Genomic DNA, 18,195 nt, shown 5'->3' with positions numbered 1-18,195 from the left:
TAGCCTTCGGCGTTGAGCACGGCGGCGGTGGCAATACCCACCGTCGTCTTGCCGCAGCCCATCTCGCCATTGACGATCGCGGCGCGTTCGCCGCGATCGACCAACAGCTCGGTGACGGCATGGACCACATCGGCTTGCGCGGGGAACAGCTTGCGCTTGAGCTCGGCGAGGATCAGTTGCCGATGCACCCGCACCTGGCCGGTGTAGACCGGAGGATTGGCGCGGTTGAGCGAGTCGAGCAGCTCGTCGCCGAACTCGGACACGAAGTCCTGCAGGCTGAGCGTGAGGGGTGAAGCGGCCGCTTCGAGCAGGTCGCCCTGCACAGCGGTTTCGGGAACGGTTTCGAGATCGAGGGACATGGTGATGCTCCAAAGCAATGGGGCATGCACCTCCCCCACGGGGCGGTGACATGCCCCTGGGTGGGAAGAAAGAAGCGGCGCGAGGCCGCTGGATGTGGATCAGTATTCGCTGGGCAGCAGCAGTGTGGTGACGCTGCGATCCCATTCGGTGATGATCCAGAGCTTCAGGTCGCGCGTGACCTGGTAGGACGAGAACAGACGATCCTCACCGGACTTCAGCGCGGCATCGTTCTGCCGTCGATCACTGTCGTCCAGGTCGCCCCAATCGCCATGAAGATGGCGGCGCAGGTACGGCGAGGGGTTGAGCCGGCCCTGTCGGACCAGCTCGTCGACGTCGGCGGTCATGACCACCTGCCCGGGCGAAAAGCGTGCTTGTGACGTGAGGTTGAGGACTGCGAGTGCCATGGTGGTTTCTCCTTCTGGAAGAAGGGGCCACGGCACCCCATCGGGGCAACGTGACCCCGGTGGGTGGATGAAAGCGACGGCGAACCGTCAGGGAACAGCGTCAGCGGATGGTCAGCACTTCGCCCCACGTGGGCGAGCCCAGCGTCAAATCCCATGCACGAATGACCGGCACGAACTTGTCGGTGAGGATGCGCGTCTCGGCCACGGAGCCGTCGTCGCGTTCGGTGTATTCCGTCTGGAGGGTCTTCTCCTTGTGGGTATCACCTTTGACGACGAGCACGCGCCCGGTCCTGGACGTCACTACGCCGGAAATCGCGCCTGCGGCCAGGGCCAGGGCGAGATGCCAGTGCGACAAGGCCCGCGCGGGCGGACGCAGCGATTGCTGCACGGCGCCCAGGTGCGTATCGAGCGCCGGCCAGAGTCCTTGTAGCCGGCCGACTTCATCGGCGAACTGCTCGGGCTCCATCGTCACGCGATAGAAGTGCTCCGGCTCGGCCGGGCTGGCAGGGACGGTGTACGGCAGGAACGGCCATTCGAGCGGCAGTTCCTCGGCTTCGGCGTCACCCTGTCCGATCTGCAGCAGCAGACCGCGCACGGCTTTGACCGACTCCGACGCCTGGTCGCGTTGACGAATCCTGCGACCGAAGATCACCACCTGCTTGAACTGCGTTTCCACCGCACGGTAGATGCGCAGGTCGGCGAAGTGGCGCGTCAGCCATCCGACCAGCTCGGGGTCGAGCACGTAGGACGGCACGATGAAGATCAGCACGCCGCCGTACTGCAGCAGCGGCAGCGCGCGCTGATAGAACAGCTTTTCCAGCCGCGCACGGCCCTGGCCCTGATAGCCGATGTTGCCGTTCACGTCCTTGCTCAGGTCGCCATACGGCGGGTTCAGCCACAGCAGCCCGAAGGACTGGCGCGAGATCAGCGTGTCCATCAGGTCACCGTGGATGCAGCGATCGACCAGTTGCCGTGCGTGGCGGGCACGCTCGGCGTCGTACTCGACGACGAAGGCCTGGACCTGCTCGCGCCCGAGGGCGTGGGCGGCTTCGGCAATCGCCACGCCTTCGCCGGCGCAGGGATCGAGGATGGACATGGAGCCGGGAGACGGCGCCAGTGCGGACAAGGCCCGCTCCAGCGTCGGCTCGTCGGTGGGGAAGTAGCCGTTACGAATGAAATTGCGCGCCAGGCGCGGAAACATGAGTGTCATGGATTTCTCCTGGTGATGGATGAGGGAAGGCGGGCACGCGCGGCGCGCATGCCCGTGGGGATGGCTCACGCCACACGCCGAAGCGGTGCGTTCGCGGCCAGTTCGTACTGCGTGGCGCCGAGGGTGCCGTTGCGGATCAGCTCGCCCAACGCCTTCGTCAGCGCCGGGACATCGAGGGCCAGCCGATGGCCTTCCAGCGGCCCGAGGGCCAAGGGAAGACCGGTCAGCATCCGCCGTGTCTGCAACAGCTCCAGCACGGTGTCGCGCCAGTGGTCGAGCAGTGGCAGCGGGCAGGTGTCCTGCACCAGCGTCCACAGCCGGTCGAGCCGGTGAGCGGAATCCCTGGGCAGAAGCGCCAGCGCGCTGGCGTTGGCCTTGTCTGGCTTCACGCAGCGACGATCGAACAGCCACACATTCGTCAGCGAACCGAACAGCGTTCGCCGATAGGCACGGGTGATGCGCTTTTCCAGGTTCTCGACGTTGCCGACGAAGACCGGGATGGATGCGCCCTGCTCGGTGATGACGTGGAACTGATCCAGTCCCTGTTCATCCCGGCCGAGGGTCAGGCGGGCGAGGAACTCCTGAACGGCGGTGTCGCGCGCCCAGATCGAGAGAAAGACGAGATTGCCCTGCTCGTCACCGACGCAACCGTCGGCCATGAGGTCGGGGCATTCGTCGATGCGGTAGAGCACATTGGGTGATGATGTAGATGCAGGCATGGTGATGTCCTCGAAGAAAACAGAGGCAGCACCACCCGCGAGGGCAGTCACTGCCCCAAGGGGATGGAAGGGAACGCCCGTGAGCGTCTTGGCAAAGAGAACAACCAGTGCGTCGCAACGCACCGTAGCCTTGAAGGTCTTGGCTACCTGGGCATGTTGTCGGCAACGCCGACGGACATGGGAAGTAGCCTGCTTCAACAGGCCGGTGAGCGGGAGCGAAAAACCGTCACGCGACGCCACCCTGTTTGCAAAGGGGGCTCCGAAGGGGGTGTCTGCCGAACAAAAAAAGCGGACCATGCCGTCATGGGCATGATCCGCTTGAGGGTCAGGCTTTCAACTGACGCAGACCTTCCGCCAGCAGCCATAGCGCCCGGTTCAGCCGGACGTTCTGGTCAATGCCTTGAACGGGCCGCGTGCGTTGCTGGCGCCCGTTTGCGGTGCGGCCGGTCAGGCCGCCTTTGACGAGGTTCTCCTGAACTCGATTGAAGGTGGACCACAGGTCCGAACGGTTGTCGTCGAAACGACGTGGCCGCAGAACCTGACTCTCCGTGATCGGCAAGGTCTTGCCGGGATCGTCGTACTTGAGGGTCAACGCCGATCTGGCGAAGACCTCGGCCTCACCGTCGTCGAGTGTGATGGCACCCATGGCATCGCGCGAGTGTTGCACTTGCTCGAAACCCTGCAAGACTTCGTAGGCGCCCTCGATGACGTGATCGGTGACGTTGCCCTTGTGAGGAACGCGGACGTCGGCGAAGGTGTCGCCGCACACCAGACCGTTCTGGCAGACGAAGCGGAACATGCCCGCCAGCATCTGATAGCTGCTGGTGCCGTCGTGCGAATTGAGCAAGATGATCTCGCTTGCCTCGGTGCCATTGATCTGGCTCGCATGACGGAGCCGCAGCATGTGCTTGGTGTAATCACGCCGATCCTCGTGGCGCACACGTGTCTGGCACACCATGAACGGTTGGAAACCCTCTTTGCGCAACTCTGTCAACACGGCCGCGGTCGGGATGTAGCTGTAGCGCTGGGAACGGCTTTCGTGCGGGGTCTCCGCGAAGATGGATGGAGCGACGGTGCGGATCTGATCATCCGACAACGGATGATCCGAACGCAGCACCGGAGAACGATAAGAAAAGCGGGATGCGAGTTTCATGACTATCTCCTTCTGAGGATTGGAGCAATCGGCATCGAGAGGCCAAAAGCCGGATGCGTGCGATTGCATGGGACAAAGAAAGGCCCTGCGGGGCAGGGCCTGGGTGGGTCAGGTAAAGAGGAATGCAGCCCCGTGAAGCACGGGCCTGCGGTTCAGTCCGGCTCGAATTGCCGGCTGTAGGGGTTGAAGCGAAGCGCTTCGCTCCCTTTGAGGATCGGTGTGAAACCGTCCAGGTAGAGGTTGGCGAGGTACTGGTCGCGGTAGGTCAACGCCTGCCGTGCCTGTTCCTCGGTGAGACCGTCGCTGATGAAGTGATCGAGCAGTTCCTCGTCGGAGGAAACTTCGTTGTTGGACAACTGATCTTCGACGAGGCGCAGCAACGACGCCGGGAGAGAGGCCAGGATCGGGTCCATGACGTACCTCCCGTGCTCAGGCCACTGACGCCGGCATGCGCCGACGTGCGTGATGAGCGAGCACACCTTCCCGCCACTCGGGGGATTGCACCGGCGCCATGTCGAGATAGCGCAGCGGGCACGAGTAGTAGTACGGATGCACGGACTCATCGAGGGACTTGTAGCCCCACTCGAGGCCCGCGCTTTCCAACAGATGGCAGCCGATGTAGGCGACGGACTCACCGGCCGCGAGGCCCATGACGCCCGTCTGCTTGGCGGTGACGCGAACCACGGTCCACAGAACGTCGCCGTCCAGCGTGTGGTCGATGACTTCGCAGCAAGCGCGTTCGGACGCCTGCGGAGCGAGCAGCTCGCGGATCAACTGATCGCGCGTCTGACGAACGAAGGTCCAGCCCATGAGGGTCTCCTTGAAGAAAAGGCCGGAGCCCTCCCCGTCGGGGGAGAACCCCGGCGGGTGGCGGAATGCCGCGCGAGGCGGCGGATGGATCAGGCAGCTTTGAGGTGCCAGTCCTGGGACAACGGAGCGAACTCGTAGCCCAGCTTGTCGAGACGGTCGCGCTGCTGACGCAGCACACGACGATCCACGGTCGCATCGAGCTTCACGGTCTCGCCCAGGGGCCACAAGGCACCGAACAGCGCCGCGTCGTCTGCCTCGGCCGAGGCCGCAGCGGACACGGGAGCCGGTTCGCTGCCGAACGGCGTGGTATCGACCAGAGGATCGCGCGGACTGCGCGGCTTCGCCTTCGGCTTGACCGGGGGCGTTGCCGGCACGGGCGCCTGCGCCTCCTCGTCGATCGGATCGACTTCCTGCGGACTCAGCCGGCGGGCTTCGTCGCGGCTCAGGGCGTCGATGTTGGACAGTGTCATCCCGCCCAGATGGGCGCGGATCTCGATGACCATGCGGCCGTTGGCGTTGTACGTGGAGGGGCGAATCTCGACGATGACGAAATCACCGTCGTACTTGCCCTCGCGGTACTGATCGAGTTCGGCGTTCTTCACGACGAACTCGCCGATCGAGGTCGCCAGGCGGCCGACGTTGAAATCGCCGTTGCGGCCGTGGATGGTCTTGATGGCCAGTTGGCCGGGGATGGTGATCATGAAGGTCTCCTGCTGACGAAGAGAAGACAAGGCCCCGGGGATGGGGCCTTGCGGATCAGAACGACTCGGCAACGGCCAATGCGGGGGCATCGGCTGCGTCGTCGGCAGCATCGGCGACGGGCTTGGAAGGCTCCGGTGCCGAGGCTTGCTGCGCAGCGGGCGCGTCGGACGTCACAGGGACTTCCGGCTCCCGCTCGTCGGTCTCGGTCGGCTTGGGCTCTGCCTTGTAGACGAGCTTTCCGTCGACCTTGATCCAACTGACGAACAGCAGGCGGGCCTTGAGGCTCACACCCTGCTCGCCGGCACGCTTGCCCTTGGAGTAGGTGAAGGTGTCGGTCCACAGGTCGCCCAGGCGGAAGCCGATCATCACCTTCTTCTCGGCGTCGACCGCCTGAATGCAGCGGCGCACCAGGTGCTGCGCTTCCGATCCCGATACGCGCGTGTCGAAACGCACATACGAGACGTCATCGCTGGGACCGTTCAAGGCCGCGATGTCGCAGGCCAGGAACGCATCGCCTTTCTTGGGCTTCACTTCGCGGATGCGATTGAGATACCCGAGGCCGGTGATGTGCAGATCGAAGTAGGACTTTTCGTTGGAAGTGGTCATGGTGAATCTCCTGGGAACAATGAGGCGGAGACACACCCGACCCAAGGCGGGGAAGGTGTGGAACCCCCGCGTGGGTTGATGGAACAGCTTGGTGGCATCGCCATCGAGAACCGATGGCCGTTCGCGCATGGATGCCGGTGCGAACTGGAGTGATCAACGCGGTCGGAACCGCGTCGCAGCCTTGAAGATCGTGGCTGCCTGGGCATGTCGCTGACGGACGTCAGCGGAACATGGCCGGAAGCGTGGCGCCAGGACGGCGCGCAGGCGAGCGGCAATCGGCACTCGCGGCTGTCCGCATTGCCGGGAAGAAAGAGGCCCCCGGAGCGGGGGCCAGGGATGGGCGGTCAGTTACCGCTGGGCGTGGAAGGAACCGCCTGCAGCGACAGGTGTGTCGTGGTGGCGGACACGTCGAGGTCGTCCTCGCTGTGCAGGATGCGCGCAAACACGCCCTCCTGCGGATCGAAGAACTCGCCGAAGTCGTCGCCACCGAACTCGGCGCGCGCCAGCCCCCACCAGTCATCGAACGCATCGACATCCGGGTTGCAGCCGGCGGCATAGGCGATGGTCTTCTGGCGACCATCGGGTCGGCGCTCGCCGCGCTCGGCCAGGAAGTACACGCCGTGATCCTTGACCAGGATGACGCGGCACTGATTCGCCACCGCTTCGGCGAGCACGGGCCGCAGCTCCGTGCCTTTGAATCGAACAGTCATGGGTGTGATCTCCAGGGGGGCAGGAAGAGAGGCTTCCCGCCGCGAGGGCGGGAAGCTGCTGGGAGCTCAGTGCCGGACAGCCTTGCGACCCGACAGGCACTGCACGCGGATGCGTCTCCAGCTCCCGTCGTCGATCAGCCGTTCCAGCGTCTCGCCGAGGGTGTCGAAGAACACCTCATCGACCCGTTCGACCAGCTCGCCGTCGCGGTGCAGCTCCACCGCGTAGAGGTCGAGGCCACGCTCATAAAGCACGGTGACGCGACCCTGGAACTTCATCGTGGCGACGGTGAAGCCGATGGCCGGTGGCGTGCGGATGATGTCGGCGGGCAGCGGATCGACCCAGGTGATGTCCCGCGCACCGGCATCCACCAGCATGTGGGTGATGCGCCGGAAGCCGTCGGGAGCGGGCAACTGCTCCAGTTGGTCGACCAGTTCCTGCAGCTCGGGGCAGCGCGGCTCGGGGATCGGCAGCTTCGCCGGTGCGGACCCGAGCACGAACCGCTTCACCGTGTAGGGCTGGCCGTCGGCGGTGAACTCGGTTTGCTCCTCGGGCGTGTCCGCCCGCTGACCGTCGAAGCGGCGTCTGACATAGGGTTCGACCTGCACCTTGGCGCCTTCGTCGGGCACCTCGGTCACGAGCGTGCGATCGAGCACCGCGAACTCGGCCCGTGCCGTCTTGACGACGATGGCCTCGTCGGTGGTGGCGATGACCTTGCCCTCGAAAGGCTTCGGGTCGATGTGAAAGCCCAGCGTCGAAACCTTGGGCTGGCCGTCGAAGATGTTGAACTTGAACGAACGGACGTTGGAAGGCACATGACCGACGACGAGCGTCGGCATCTGTGCACGGATGGCTTGGGTATCCATGGGGAGACTCCTTGTGGCAACCAAGGGACTCCCGCCCGCAAGGGAGGTCGGTCCCTTGAGGGTGAGGTGGATGGACGCGGGTGCGCCCGGAGAACGAAGCAACCAGCACGGCGAACCGCGCCGCAGTCTTGAAGGTCTCGACTGCCTGGGCATGCTGCCGGCAACGCCAGCGAACATGCGGCCAGCGTGCGGCACATGGCGGCGGCCGTCCGTTGGGAATCGGCAATGCGCCGGCACCGCGTTCCGCGAAAAAGAAGAGCCCCGACGTGGGGGCTCGAATGGGTTGCGGGTTACTCGTCGTCGTAGAGCGTCAGCCCGTCCAGCACGGGCGCGTCGGCATCGAACACCAACATGCGAACGTCGGCGAGCGCAGCCAGGTGCAACACTTCCACGAGGGACTCCGGCACGCCCTTGGCCCGGTGCTCCTGCCGCAGCTCTTCGGCGGTGATGCCCTCGACCTGTTGCAGGTTCGCATCCGTCCAGGGCGTGGCGATCAGCTTCACGCCGACCGCCGGGCTGTAGGGAATGCGGAAGGCCACGAACAGAAAACCGCTCGGCGTGGCGATGTCCGCCAGTTCGGCGAGGAAGCGGCCGGCCTCCTCGGTGATGTGCGCCGAACTGATTTCCCAAGCACGGCTGTAGAACCCGGTCTCGAAGCGCAGGCGGCGTACCACCTCGCGCGCGGCTTCCTCGGAGTAGGTATCGCCGACGTGCAGCGGCTGGCCGGCTTCTTCGGCCATGACGGCGTAGACGAGGTTTCGGGCGATGCCGTGGCTGGGGCACTGCGCGTCCAGCTCGGGCGGCACGTTCTGGCCCTCGGTGATCAGCGCGAAGTCGTCGCAGAAGACGCAGGCATGGCGCTCGACCTGGCTGTCCGGCAGGTGCGACTGCGAGACGTGCAGCGGCAGATAGCTCAGCGGGCAGTCGTCGTCGTAGGAAATCGCCAGCAGCCGTTGCACGGACAGGCCATCGTAGCCGCGGACGAAGGGATTGTTGGAATGGGACATGGGATTCCTCCAGCAGAGGATGGCCGAGGCAATCCCCTGCCGGGGATTGAACCCCAGCGGGTGGATGAAGTGGCAGCCGGTCAGCCGGCCGCGGCGTCGGATCGCCCTGGTGGCGGGCGGTGCAGGTCAGTGGAAGATGCTGATTCGGGACATGGCCGCTCCTGCGAAAAGAAGGAGGGACATGGCCCCGAACGGGGACGCATGTCCCTCGTGGGGTGGGATGAACAGACGGTGGGTTGCCAGGCGCGGCTCACCAGCCGTTGTAGTGCAGCGTGAGGTCGGCGATGACCTGGCGCCGTTCCAGATCGAGGCCACCGAAGTCGGACAGCCCCTCGAAGCCGCAACGCTTGAGCATCGCGCCGCCCTCGCGGGAGTTGTAGAAGCTCACCATCGCGGACAGGAACATGCGTTGGCCTGCTTTCCGGTCCAGCCCAGCCAGCGGCGCACGATCACATCGACGTACTTGGGGTCGAGTTCGATTACAGGATGATGTCCACCAGCACCGGGCGGAACTCCCGGCTGGGGCGGATCTCGTTCGGACATCCATCGGGAACCGCAAACTCGCCGAAGTACAGCGCGCGCCCCGATTGCAGGATCAGGCCATTGCTCGCCTGCGGCCCGCTCAGCTGGGCTTTGGTCGACATCGGTTTCTTGCGGGCATAGCTGTAACACTGCGCACACGTCGGATTGTTCGCCGCCTTGACGGTTTGCTCCGAACGGCCGCAGTAGCAGCAGACGCCGACCGGGCCCAGCGGCATGTGCGGCCAATACCGGCCGTAATGGTGCCACCAGAGATCCGAAAAGCCGCGGCTACCGCCGTGCAGTTCCGGTGCTGTCGTTGAAAGATGCATACCCTCCCCTCACAGATGGCAAATGCGCCCTATGTGAATATTAGACGGGCGCATTCCATGGCCCGCCACCCATCACCAGCGCTGACGGCATGAGCCTGCCGGATGCGACCGCGATGGACACGCGGCACGCTGCTATCCCGGCACAGGTAGCTGCCGCAGCAGGCGGGTGGTGATCGACCGGTACCCGTTTTCGAGCGCTGGCGCGCGGGCGTCGATCCATGCCTGGCAGTCGTCGGACATCAGCGCATTCTCCAGTTCATCGAGCGTCATGCGGCCGGACTCGACCACGGTCAGTTCGTGGTTGATCGGCAGGATTCCGGGCGGGAGACGGAGAACGCGCAACCCCTTTGCGATCCGAGGGATCAGCAGTCGCGGCTGGGACAGATCGAAGCGATCTGCGAACAACTCCGGCGGCAGCCAATGCGGATCCCGGCGCCCACGCTCGCACATCAGGTGCAGCGTACGGTCGAGATGCGCAAGCACCGGGCCCGCCGGCGGGTCGTCGCGCCGGGTGACCAACGCATGCTTGCGAATCACCGGGGTGCCATTTACGAAGTCCTTCGCGTCGACCGCCGGAACCGTTGAGCCCGCGGGCAGGGTCCGGGCGACGGCATCGTCGACGACAAACACCCCTGTCGTCCCCAGCCACGGCGCCAACCGGACCTCGGCGACGTCGCCGAGACAGGCATGCCCGGCGGCCGCCGGCGCCGGATCACCGGGGTAGATCGCCGCGGTCGACAGCGGCTGGCACAGATCGCGGGGGGACGTACGCAGCACCACGCTCACCGGATGGATCCGCGGCGGCTGGCCCCGCTCGCGCCGTTTCGGCCGGTAGAAGGCGGTTGTGGCATCGAGGCGGACCAGGTGATCGATGAACAGGCGCTGCCCCAGATCGGCCCGCAGGCGGGCCGTGCTTTCGTTGAACAGCCACCGATCGGAAGTGACCAGTGCGACCTCGCCGCCGGAGGCCAGGGTGGTGTTGCAGGCGTGCAGGAAGGAGTGCAGCAGGTCCCCGCAGGAATGCGCCGGCAACAGCTCGCGGTACTCCTCCTGCAGGATGGCCGGCACATTGGCGTACCGCAGGTACGGCGGATTACCGATGATGACGTCGATTTCGTGGGTCTCGCGCCGCTCCGACAGGAAGTCGGCACACCGGATCATCGACTTGGCGGTCATCTGGGCTTCGGCGCTACCCCAGCCGTGCCCAATCAGGGCCGAGGACACACGCTCCCGCGCCTCGGCGGCTGCTCCCGGGTGGAACTCCCACCCCTCGATCTGCTGAAGAAGGTCAGCCGGCGAAATGTCGGGGGCGACATCCATCAGGCGCCGCAGCGCTGCCCCGAGGAAAGCGCCGTCGCCGCAGGACGGGTCGCACAGGCGCCGGCCGGCACCGGGCCAGTTCACCCGGTCGAGCAGGTCTTCGACGATCGGGTCACGCGTATAGATGGCGGTGGCGTAGTGCACCTGCTCCACGGCGGCGCCGCGGCCGTTCAACATCGGATCGATAAGCGACAGCTGCGTCATGGTGGCCTCTTCGTCTCTGCGAAGGCTCCACCATGCCGATCGCGACGCGGCCCGCTAGCCAGAAGCACGCCGCAGCGTGCGGGGTCGCAGGCAGGACGTCCAGGCGATCCACAATTGCGAGACGGCGACCCGATGGCGCGGCAGCTCGGGGGGTGCGCAGGCGACAAGCAGCAAACACCCCAGCACGGGCAGCGCTTTCTTCACGTTCATGGTCATATCGGGCTGTAAGGATATGCGTAGTCTTGCAACCCGCCGTTCGCGTCACAACATGGGGAAATCACGGATAACTCTCTTTGCGTGCCTATGGCAGCCTAGCAAGTTTCTGGCTAGTTTCTGGAGCCGGCGGGCTCCATGGATTGCAGCAGCCTGCCACCGAAGCAGGCTGACGCCGGCGCATCGGCCAACCGTCATCACGCAGTCATTGGTTTTACATCGGGCTGAAATCCCGGAACGGTCTAATGGGCGTCTGTTCAATTTTCATGTTCCGGATCTCTCATGAAAATCAATCGACTGTTCCCTTTGACCGGTTTGGGTCTGTGGGCCGGCCTGAGCCTGCCAGCCCTTGCCCAAACTGAAGGGGCACAAACCGAAGCTGCGAAGACCGAAACGGCGCCGACGGCAGATGCGCCCACACAGATCGAAGAGATCACGGTCATCGGCACCAAGCTGTCACGTTCTCGTGCCATCGACGACAAGCAGGCCGATGCACGCGTGACAGACAACCTGGGCACCGACGAACTCGGCCAGCTGCCGGACAAGAATGTCGGCGAGGCACTCAACCGCCTGCCCGGCGTGACGATGCTGGTGGAGAAAGGCGAAGGCCGCTACGTGCAGATCCGTGGCATCAACGCATCCCTGAACAACGTGACCATCAATGGCGTTTCGATCGGCACGCCGGAAGCGGAGCTGGGCGGGCGCGCGGCGCCGCTGGACATCGTCTCCACCAGCGTGCTCAGTGCGGTGCAGGTGGTCAAGACGCCGACGCCGGACATGGATGGTCAGGGCATCGGTGGCACGGTGAACATCGAGACTGCGCTGCCCTTCGATCGCCCCGACGCCTTCTACGGCTTTGCCTCCGGCCGCTACGGCTTCGAGGAGATCCAGCCCTCCTCGCAGGCTTTCGGCGGCCACGACCCCTACCAGCTGGACGGCATGGTGTCCGGCAAGGATGCATCGGGCAGTTTCGGCTATCTGCTGGGTGGCTCCTACTCCGCGCGCGAATACATTGCGCCGGGCATCTACCAGGACGACTGGACCACGGACCCCGGCCAGGCGGTGCCACAGAACGTCAAGAACAATTACTACGTGATCGGCCGTGAGCGCACCAACCTCAACGGCGCGCTGCAGTGGAAGCTGAACGACGGCGACAGCTACTACCTGCGCGGCTTCTACGCGAGCTGGGACGAATTCCAGCACCGCAACCGCTACGAGCAGAACCTCACCGAGGACGTGGTGCCGATCTCGGCCCGCGAAGGCACGTCGGGGGAAAACCGCATTGCTGCGAACATCCGCCTGGAGGATGCCGAAAAGTCGCTGGCCAGTCTTGGCGCGGGCGGTGAAAACCGGCTGGGCCGGGCCACGCTGAGCTATTCGGCGCAGATGCATCAGAACGAACAGGCCTCGCCCAACGACTTCTGGGAGTTCCGCTCCGCCGCCATCTTCGGCCCCAACCGCTACCGGATCGGGGGCGACGGTGTCACCGCGATCACCCCGGATCAGGGCACCCCGGACCGTCAGGACCCGTCACTGATCGACTTTCGCCGCGTGCGCTTCGCTACGCAGGACATCAGCGAGGACGGCCTCTCCGGCCGCGTCGATCTGCGCTGGGATCGCAGCGAAGACACTTTCTTCAAGGGCGGCGTGAAGCTGGCACAGACCGATCGCGACAACGACCAGTCGCAGGAGCGCTACGACCCTGGCGCGCAGGACCTGACGCTGGGCACTTCGCCGGACTTCACCAACGGCGCGTTCTTCAACGACACGCCCAACGGCCGCGTGCCGAACATCTACATGGATGTCGGTGCCATGAACCGGTTCTTCAACGATCCTGCCAACGCGGGGTTCTTCGAGTACAACGGCGACAGCAGTTTCACATCCCGCTTCGCCTCGGATTATTCGCTGACCGAAGGGATCTACGCCGCCTATGGCATGGCATCCACGCATCTGGACGCACTGGAGCTGATCGGCGGTGCGCGCGTCGAGTACACCGAGGTGGATAGCCAGGGCTTCCTGATCAATGGCGATCAGGCCCAGCGGATCGATGCGGGCGGCGATTATGTCGATGTGCTGCCGTCGTTGATTGCCAATCTTCACGTCGGCGAGGACGTGATCCTGCGCGGCGCGGTGACCCGCGCGCTGGGCCGGCCCAACTACGAGACGATCGCGCCGCGCTCGACCTTCGGCGAAGACGGCACGGTGGGCACCGTCACCGTCGGCAACCCGGACGTCGAGGCGCGCCGTTCGTGGAACTTCGATCTCTCCGCCGAGTGGTACCCCAACGCGCTGTCGATGCTCGCGGTCGCGGTGTTCTACAAGGACATCAGCGACGAGATCGTCACCGGCACGACCTCTTTCGACGATCAGGCCGAGATGCAGGCGGCGCTCGCGCAGTTCGGTCTGCAGTCCGCCGTGCCCACGGATGGGCTGACGCGCCTGGACATCCGCACGCCGACCAATGACGCCAGCGCCACGCTCAGCGGTGTGGAAATCACCGGCCAGACCCAGTTCGCCTGGCTGCCGGCGCCCTTCGACGGCTTCGGCGTGTTCTTTTCGGCCGCCTTCATCGACGGCGAGACCGAACTGGCCGACGGCACGACGGTGCCGCTGGTCGGCCAGGCCGAGACCAGCTACGCCACCACGCTGTTCTACCAGGCTGGCCGCCTCGACGCTTCGGTGAGCTATTCCTACAACGACAGCTATCTGACCGACCCCAACGACGATCCGACGCTGCGCCTCGATCAGGGTGAGTTCGGCCGCTGGGATGCCAAGATCGCCTATGGCGTGACCGAACAGGTGAAAGTCTTTGTCGAAGGCGTGAACCTCAACAACGAACCGACCACGGAATTCCAGGGCGGCAACAAGAGCTGGAACACCGAGTACGAATACGTCGGCCGCACGGTGTATCTGGGCGTCGCCGGTTCGTTCTGATGCGCAGGCGGCTATTTGGAATCACCGGCCTGATCGCGATGGGACTGCTGTGCGGCAGCCCCGCCGCGCTCGCCGCCGGACACGGCGGCACCGATGTCGAACTTGCGGTGCCGACGCTGCACGGCAGTGCCGGCGGCCACTGGGACGCGCCCGAGGCGGATCAGGGCGTCGCGGTGGATGAGGCCGCCTTTTACGCCATCGACAACACGCTCATCGCCCGCTACAGCCGTGCAGACGGATCACGCACGGCGCTGTGGGACGGCAGTGCCGGGCCGCTGATTCACATCAACAGCTGTCAGGCACTCGCCGGCAAGCTGTGGTGCGCCCATTCCAACTATCCCGGCAAGCCGATGACCTCGTCGGTCGAGGTCTTCGATTCCGTCACGCTGACCCCGGTTGGCAGCCATAGTCTCGGCTACCGCACGGAAGGCTCGCTGGTCTGGCTGGCGCCGGTCCGCGAGGGCTGGCTGGCCGGGTTTGCCCACTACGACGGCAAGGGTGGCGAGCCGGGCCATTCGCAGCGTTATTCCGGCGTCGTGCAATTCGACAGCCAGTGGCGCCGCAGCGGCGGCTGGGTGTTCCCTGACGCCGTGCTGCAGCGCATGGCGCCACACGCCGCCTCCGGTGGCGCGATCGGCCCGGACGGCTGGCTGTACACGATGGGCCACGACCGCGGCGAACTCTACGTGCTCGGCAAACCGCGCCAGGGCTCGACGCTGGTGCATCTGGCGACCATCGAGATTCCGGCCGAGGGCCAGGCCTTCAGCTGGCTGCCGGATGCGCGCGCGATTCTCGTCGTGCTGCGCCATCAGCAGCCGGTAAATCAGGTCCGGCGCATCGACATCCCGGCGTTGCCGAAGGACGTCGCGAACAGGGCTCTGCCCTTCGAGCGCTCCTTGCCGACGCACAGCCCCTGACACTGGATCAAGCTGACACACGCTATGTATCCGCAGGCACTCCGCAAGAGCGATGAAGAGCCGAGGAAGTCCGGAATCTTCCGACCGTAGGAAGCCCTATCCCCGCGTTTCGTGCAGGTCGCCTGCTGCCGGGTCCGGTGGCGGCCGGCCCAGATCCAGATCGTGATGCGCCAGCGGATCTTCGATCGGTTCCAGATGCGTCAGCACGCTGACCGGCGAGAACTGCGCCGCGATGCCGGCCTCCACGGTTTCGACGAAATCGTGCGCGCGCTGCACGCTCCATTCGCCAGGCACCAGCACGTGCATGGATACAAAGTTCAAGGGCCCTGAGCGCCGCGTGCGGATGGCGTGGAAGTCGATGCCCGGCGCTCGATGGCGATCCAGTTCCGCATGCAGTCGAGCCAGTGCGTCTTCCGGCCACGCGGCATCCATCAGGCCACTGGTGGACTCGCGCACCAGATGGATGCCGGTCCACAGGATCCAGGCTGCCGCAGCGATGGCCAGCAGCGGATCGAGCACGTACCAATCGGTGAGTGCGACCAGCCCGACACCAACGATCAGTGCCACCGAGGTCCAGACATCGCCCATCAGATGCGCCGCATCGGCGCGCAGAGCCACCGAGTGCAGGCGCTCCCCGGCCCGGCGCAGAACCCACGAGACGCCGCCATTCACCGCTGCCGCAAGCGCGGTCACACTCAGGCCGGGCAGCGAATGCTGCAAGGGCTGCGGATGGACCAGGCGCGGCAGTGCGGCCCAGAGTATCGCCGTGGCGGCAAAAACGATCAGCACACCTTCGAACACGCCAGCGAAATATTCCGCCTTGCCATGGCCGTAGGCGTGTCCGGCATCCGGTGGCTGTGCGGCAACCCAGAGCAGGGTGAACGCAGTGAGCGCCGCACCCAGATTGACGAAGCTTTCCATCGCGTCGGACAGCAGCCCCACCGAGCCGGTGATCTTCCATGCGGCAAACTTGAGCGCCATGGTGAGCAGGGCAGCCGCAATCGACAGCACCGCGTAGCGGCTGGTGACAGGCATCGATGTCATCGCGGATCAGGGGAGCACGGCAAGCTGTGCGTCGATACCGGCGAGATCGGGAATCACCGCAGCACGGTTGGCCAGCCGCACCCGTGACAGCACGCGCGCCGTCGCATCGCCGGGTTGTGCGGGTGCTGCCGCAATGGCCATGCGATTGACGGTCACCATGTGCGGATGGCCGACACTGATCACACCGAACAGCCGACCCGTGACGGGCGCACCCTCTTCCGTATCTTCGGCAAGCGGCAGACTCAGACCCTGGAGGATCACGATACGCTCGCGCCGCGGGGGGATGTCCGCGTCCACCGGCAGCGGCGTAGGCACGAACTGCTCGAAGCGGATCACCGGCACACGCTGCCCCTGCCAGTCGCAATGTCCTGCCAGCCAGCCGGGCACTGAGCTGGCGGCGGCCGCAAGCTCGGTGTTGCCGAGCACGTCCAGCACGGCCAGATTCGGCAACAGCAGGGCATCCGTGGTGCGCAGTGGAATCAACACCGCATCCAGACGCAGATCGCTCATTGCGCAGACTCCGTCTGCAGGACAGCGTGCAGCGCAGCCAGCAGGCCGTCTTCCTGGTAGGGCTTGACCAGATAGCGGGCAATGCCGTACCGCGCCGCGCGTTCGCGATGCTTGTCCCCGGAACGCGAGGTGATGATGATGATCGGGGTGCCCGCCAGCTCGGGCGTGTTGCGGACGAAGCCGGCCACTTCAAAGCCGTCCGCGCGTGGCATTTCGATGTCGAGCAGGATCGCTGCCGGCCGCTGCTCCTGCAGCATTGCGATCGCCTCCAGCCCGTCGCGGGCGGAGCGCGTTGCATAGCCATTGCGCTCCAGCAGGCGCTCGGTCACCCGACGCACGGTGATCGAATCGTCCACGATCAGAATCTGCGGCCGCCGGAGCGCGGCGACATCCGTGGCTTGCGGCGCCGCTGCGTCGAGCGAACGGCTGGACAGCAAGCCGGGCAGATCCAGAATGACGACCACGCGCCCATCCGCCAGCAGCGTGGCACCGCCGACACCGGCGATCGCGCTGACCAGCGGGCCGACCGGTTTGGAGACGATTTCCCTGTGCCCCAGCAGACGGTCGACCACCAGGGCAACCCGCCGCAGGCGCGCGTCACCGCCCGACTGCCGCAGCAGGATTGCGTGGCGCGCCTCACCCTCGCGCGCACTCGCGCGCGGTGTCCCGACCCAGTCCGCAAGATGCAGCACGCGATAGGGCTCGCCCCCATGATCGAACATCGCATCCGCCTTTCCGCCCGCCGTCGATCCGGACAGCAAGGCGGCCGCCTGTTCGGCCGGCAGGCGCACGACGGCCTCGATGCTCGGCACCGGTACGGCATAGGCCTCGGCACCCGCCTCGACCAGCAGCGCGCGGGCAACGACCATCGCCAGCGGCAGGCGCAGCAGAAAACGCAGCCCGCGGCCCGGCACCGAGGAGAAGTCGAGACTGCCTCCAAGGGCGCGGATTTCGGACATGGCCACGTCCATGCCAACGCCACGGCCGGCATCCTGGGTCAGGCTGCGCGCCGTGGAGAACCCGGGCGCAAAGATGAACTGCCCGAGCTCCGCGTCGCTGATCGTCGCGTGTTCCGCGAGCAGCCCGCGCGCGATGGCGACACGGCGGATGGCGTCCAGATCCAACCCCCGCCCATCATCGTTCAGCTCGATGACGAACTGCGCGCCTTCGCGACGCAGGCCGAGCACGATCCGTCCGGACAGTGGCTTGCCCTGGGCGGCGCGCTGCTGTGGCAGCTCGATGCCGTGAACGACGGCGTTGCGCAGCAGATGTTCGAGCGGCGCGCCGATGCGGTCGTACAGCTTGCGGTCGAGCTCTGCTTCAACTCCCTCGAAGACCAGCTCCACGCGCTTGCCATGTTCTGCGCTCGCCTGCTGGACGAGCCGCTGCAGGCGCGGCGCCATGCGCGAGAACGGCACCATGAGCGTCTGCATCAAACCCTGCTGTACGTCTGCCGCGACGCGGCCCTGCTGGCCGAGCAGCGCGGCGCTCTGCGCCTGGAGCTGTTCCAGTGAACCGTGGATCACCGAGACGTCGCCAATCGACTCGGCAAGCGCACGAGAAAGTTCCTGCATCCGGGTACGGTCAACAGTGGGTCCGGTGTCAGTCCTTCGCGCCAAGCGCGCTCGATTTCTGCCGCGCCTTCGTAATCCACGTC

The 18,195-nt window shown here is 65.6% G+C and carries 21 protein-coding genes; 2 read left to right on the top strand and 19 right to left on the bottom strand.

All coding sequences use genetic code 11. From position 1 onward, the window contains the following. The 16 genes from KF823_10375 to KF823_10300 form a co-directional block, all read right to left on the bottom strand. On the bottom strand, positions 1-359 hold a 359-nt coding region (locus tag KF823_10375), incomplete at its 3' end, for a DEAD/DEAH box helicase (protein MBX3726313.1). Between the two features lie 99 nt (positions 360-458). Next, a complete protein-coding gene (locus tag KF823_10370) occupies positions 459-764 on the bottom strand; it encodes a hypothetical protein (GenBank protein MBX3726312.1) in 306 nt (101 codons plus the stop codon). 100 nt (positions 765-864) lie between these two features. After that, positions 865-1,974 (bottom strand): class I SAM-dependent methyltransferase, encoded by a 1,110-nt coding sequence (locus KF823_10365; GenBank protein MBX3726311.1) that lies wholly within the window; start codon positions 1,972-1,974, stop codon positions 865-867. Positions 1,975-2,039: 65 nt separating this feature from the next. After that, a complete protein-coding gene (locus KF823_10360; protein ID MBX3726310.1) occupies positions 2,040-2,693 on the bottom strand; it encodes a hypothetical protein in 654 nt (217 codons plus the stop codon). A 325-nt stretch (positions 2,694-3,018) separates the two neighbouring features. Next, positions 3,019-3,846, bottom strand: coding sequence for a DUF945 domain-containing protein (locus KF823_10355; GenBank protein ID MBX3726309.1), 828 nt, complete (start codon positions 3,844-3,846; stop codon positions 3,019-3,021). 152 nt (positions 3,847-3,998) lie between these two features. Continuing rightward, on the bottom strand, positions 3,999-4,259 hold the full coding sequence (locus KF823_10350) for a hypothetical protein (protein ID MBX3726308.1): 261 nt from the start codon (positions 4,257-4,259) through the stop codon (positions 3,999-4,001). A gap of 16 nt (positions 4,260-4,275) precedes the next feature. Next, positions 4,276-4,656 (bottom strand): hypothetical protein, encoded by a 381-nt coding sequence (locus KF823_10345; protein ID MBX3726307.1) that lies wholly within the window; start codon positions 4,654-4,656, stop codon positions 4,276-4,278. Between the two features lie 89 nt (positions 4,657-4,745). Next, complete coding sequence (locus KF823_10340; GenBank protein MBX3726306.1) at positions 4,746-5,357, bottom strand: DUF3275 family protein; 612 nt, start codon at positions 5,355-5,357, stop codon at positions 4,746-4,748. 55 nt (positions 5,358-5,412) lie between these two features. Further along, on the bottom strand, positions 5,413-5,964 hold the full coding sequence (locus KF823_10335) for a DUF3577 domain-containing protein (protein MBX3726305.1): 552 nt from the start codon (positions 5,962-5,964) through the stop codon (positions 5,413-5,415). Positions 5,965-6,308: 344 nt separating this feature from the next. Continuing rightward, positions 6,309-6,674, bottom strand: coding sequence for a DUF3085 domain-containing protein (locus KF823_10330; GenBank protein ID MBX3726304.1), 366 nt, complete (start codon positions 6,672-6,674; stop codon positions 6,309-6,311). A 66-nt stretch (positions 6,675-6,740) separates the two neighbouring features. Continuing rightward, a complete protein-coding gene (locus KF823_10325) occupies positions 6,741-7,538 on the bottom strand; it encodes a GTPase (protein ID MBX3726303.1) in 798 nt (265 codons plus the stop codon). A gap of 290 nt (positions 7,539-7,828) precedes the next feature. After that, a complete protein-coding gene (locus KF823_10320) occupies positions 7,829-8,545 on the bottom strand; it encodes an ABC transporter substrate-binding protein (GenBank protein ID MBX3726302.1) in 717 nt (238 codons plus the stop codon). A gap of 250 nt (positions 8,546-8,795) precedes the next feature. Next, a complete protein-coding gene (locus KF823_10315) occupies positions 8,796-8,951 on the bottom strand; it encodes a hypothetical protein (protein MBX3726301.1) in 156 nt (51 codons plus the stop codon). 73 nt (positions 8,952-9,024) lie between these two features. Continuing rightward, complete coding sequence (locus KF823_10310) at positions 9,025-9,396, bottom strand: hypothetical protein (GenBank protein MBX3726300.1); 372 nt, start codon at positions 9,394-9,396, stop codon at positions 9,025-9,027. A gap of 132 nt (positions 9,397-9,528) precedes the next feature. Continuing rightward, the gene (locus tag KF823_10305) at positions 9,529-10,920 is read right to left on the bottom strand and encodes an N-6 DNA methylase (GenBank protein ID MBX3726299.1); all 1,392 of its coding nucleotides are present in this window, start codon (positions 10,918-10,920) and stop codon (positions 9,529-9,531) included. Positions 10,921-10,974: 54 nt separating this feature from the next. Beyond that, positions 10,975-11,130 carry a hypothetical protein gene (locus KF823_10300; GenBank protein MBX3726298.1) on the bottom strand — a complete coding sequence of 52 codons (156 nt, stop codon included), beginning with the start codon at positions 11,128-11,130 and terminating at the stop codon, positions 10,975-10,977. 285 nt (positions 11,131-11,415) lie between these two features. On the opposite strand from KF823_10300, the gene KF823_10295 reads away from it, so the two are divergent. Then, positions 11,416-14,067, top strand: a complete 2,652-nt coding sequence (locus KF823_10295; GenBank protein ID MBX3726297.1) for a TonB-dependent receptor — start codon at positions 11,416-11,418, stop codon at positions 14,065-14,067. Beyond that, the gene (locus tag KF823_10290; protein ID MBX3726296.1) at positions 14,067-14,984 is read left to right on the top strand and encodes a hypothetical protein; all 918 of its coding nucleotides are present in this window, start codon (positions 14,067-14,069) and stop codon (positions 14,982-14,984) included. The genes KF823_10295 and KF823_10290 overlap by 1 nt, the downstream gene beginning before the upstream one ends. A gap of 96 nt (positions 14,985-15,080) precedes the next feature. On the opposite strand, the gene KF823_10285 is transcribed toward KF823_10290, so the two are convergent. From KF823_10285 to KF823_10275, 3 genes are read right to left on the bottom strand one after another with little or no spacing between them, the layout of a single operon-like run. Beyond that, on the bottom strand, positions 15,081-16,028 hold the full coding sequence (locus KF823_10285) for a cation transporter (protein MBX3726295.1): 948 nt from the start codon (positions 16,026-16,028) through the stop codon (positions 15,081-15,083). Between the two features lie 6 nt (positions 16,029-16,034). After that, the gene (locus KF823_10280; protein ID MBX3726294.1) at positions 16,035-16,538 is read right to left on the bottom strand and encodes a hypothetical protein; all 504 of its coding nucleotides are present in this window, start codon (positions 16,536-16,538) and stop codon (positions 16,035-16,037) included. Then, on the bottom strand, positions 16,535-18,112 hold the full coding sequence (locus KF823_10275; GenBank protein MBX3726293.1) for a response regulator: 1,578 nt from the start codon (positions 18,110-18,112) through the stop codon (positions 16,535-16,537). Before KF823_10275 ends, KF823_10280 begins: the two co-directional genes overlap by 4 nt. Positions 18,113-18,195 lie beyond the last annotated feature (83 nt).

It is taken from the genome of Lysobacterales bacterium, from assembly GCA_019634735.1.
Lineage (GTDB): Bacteria > Pseudomonadota > Gammaproteobacteria > Xanthomonadales > UBA2363 > Pseudofulvimonas.
This window is presented reverse-complemented; position numbering and strand designations above follow the sequence as displayed.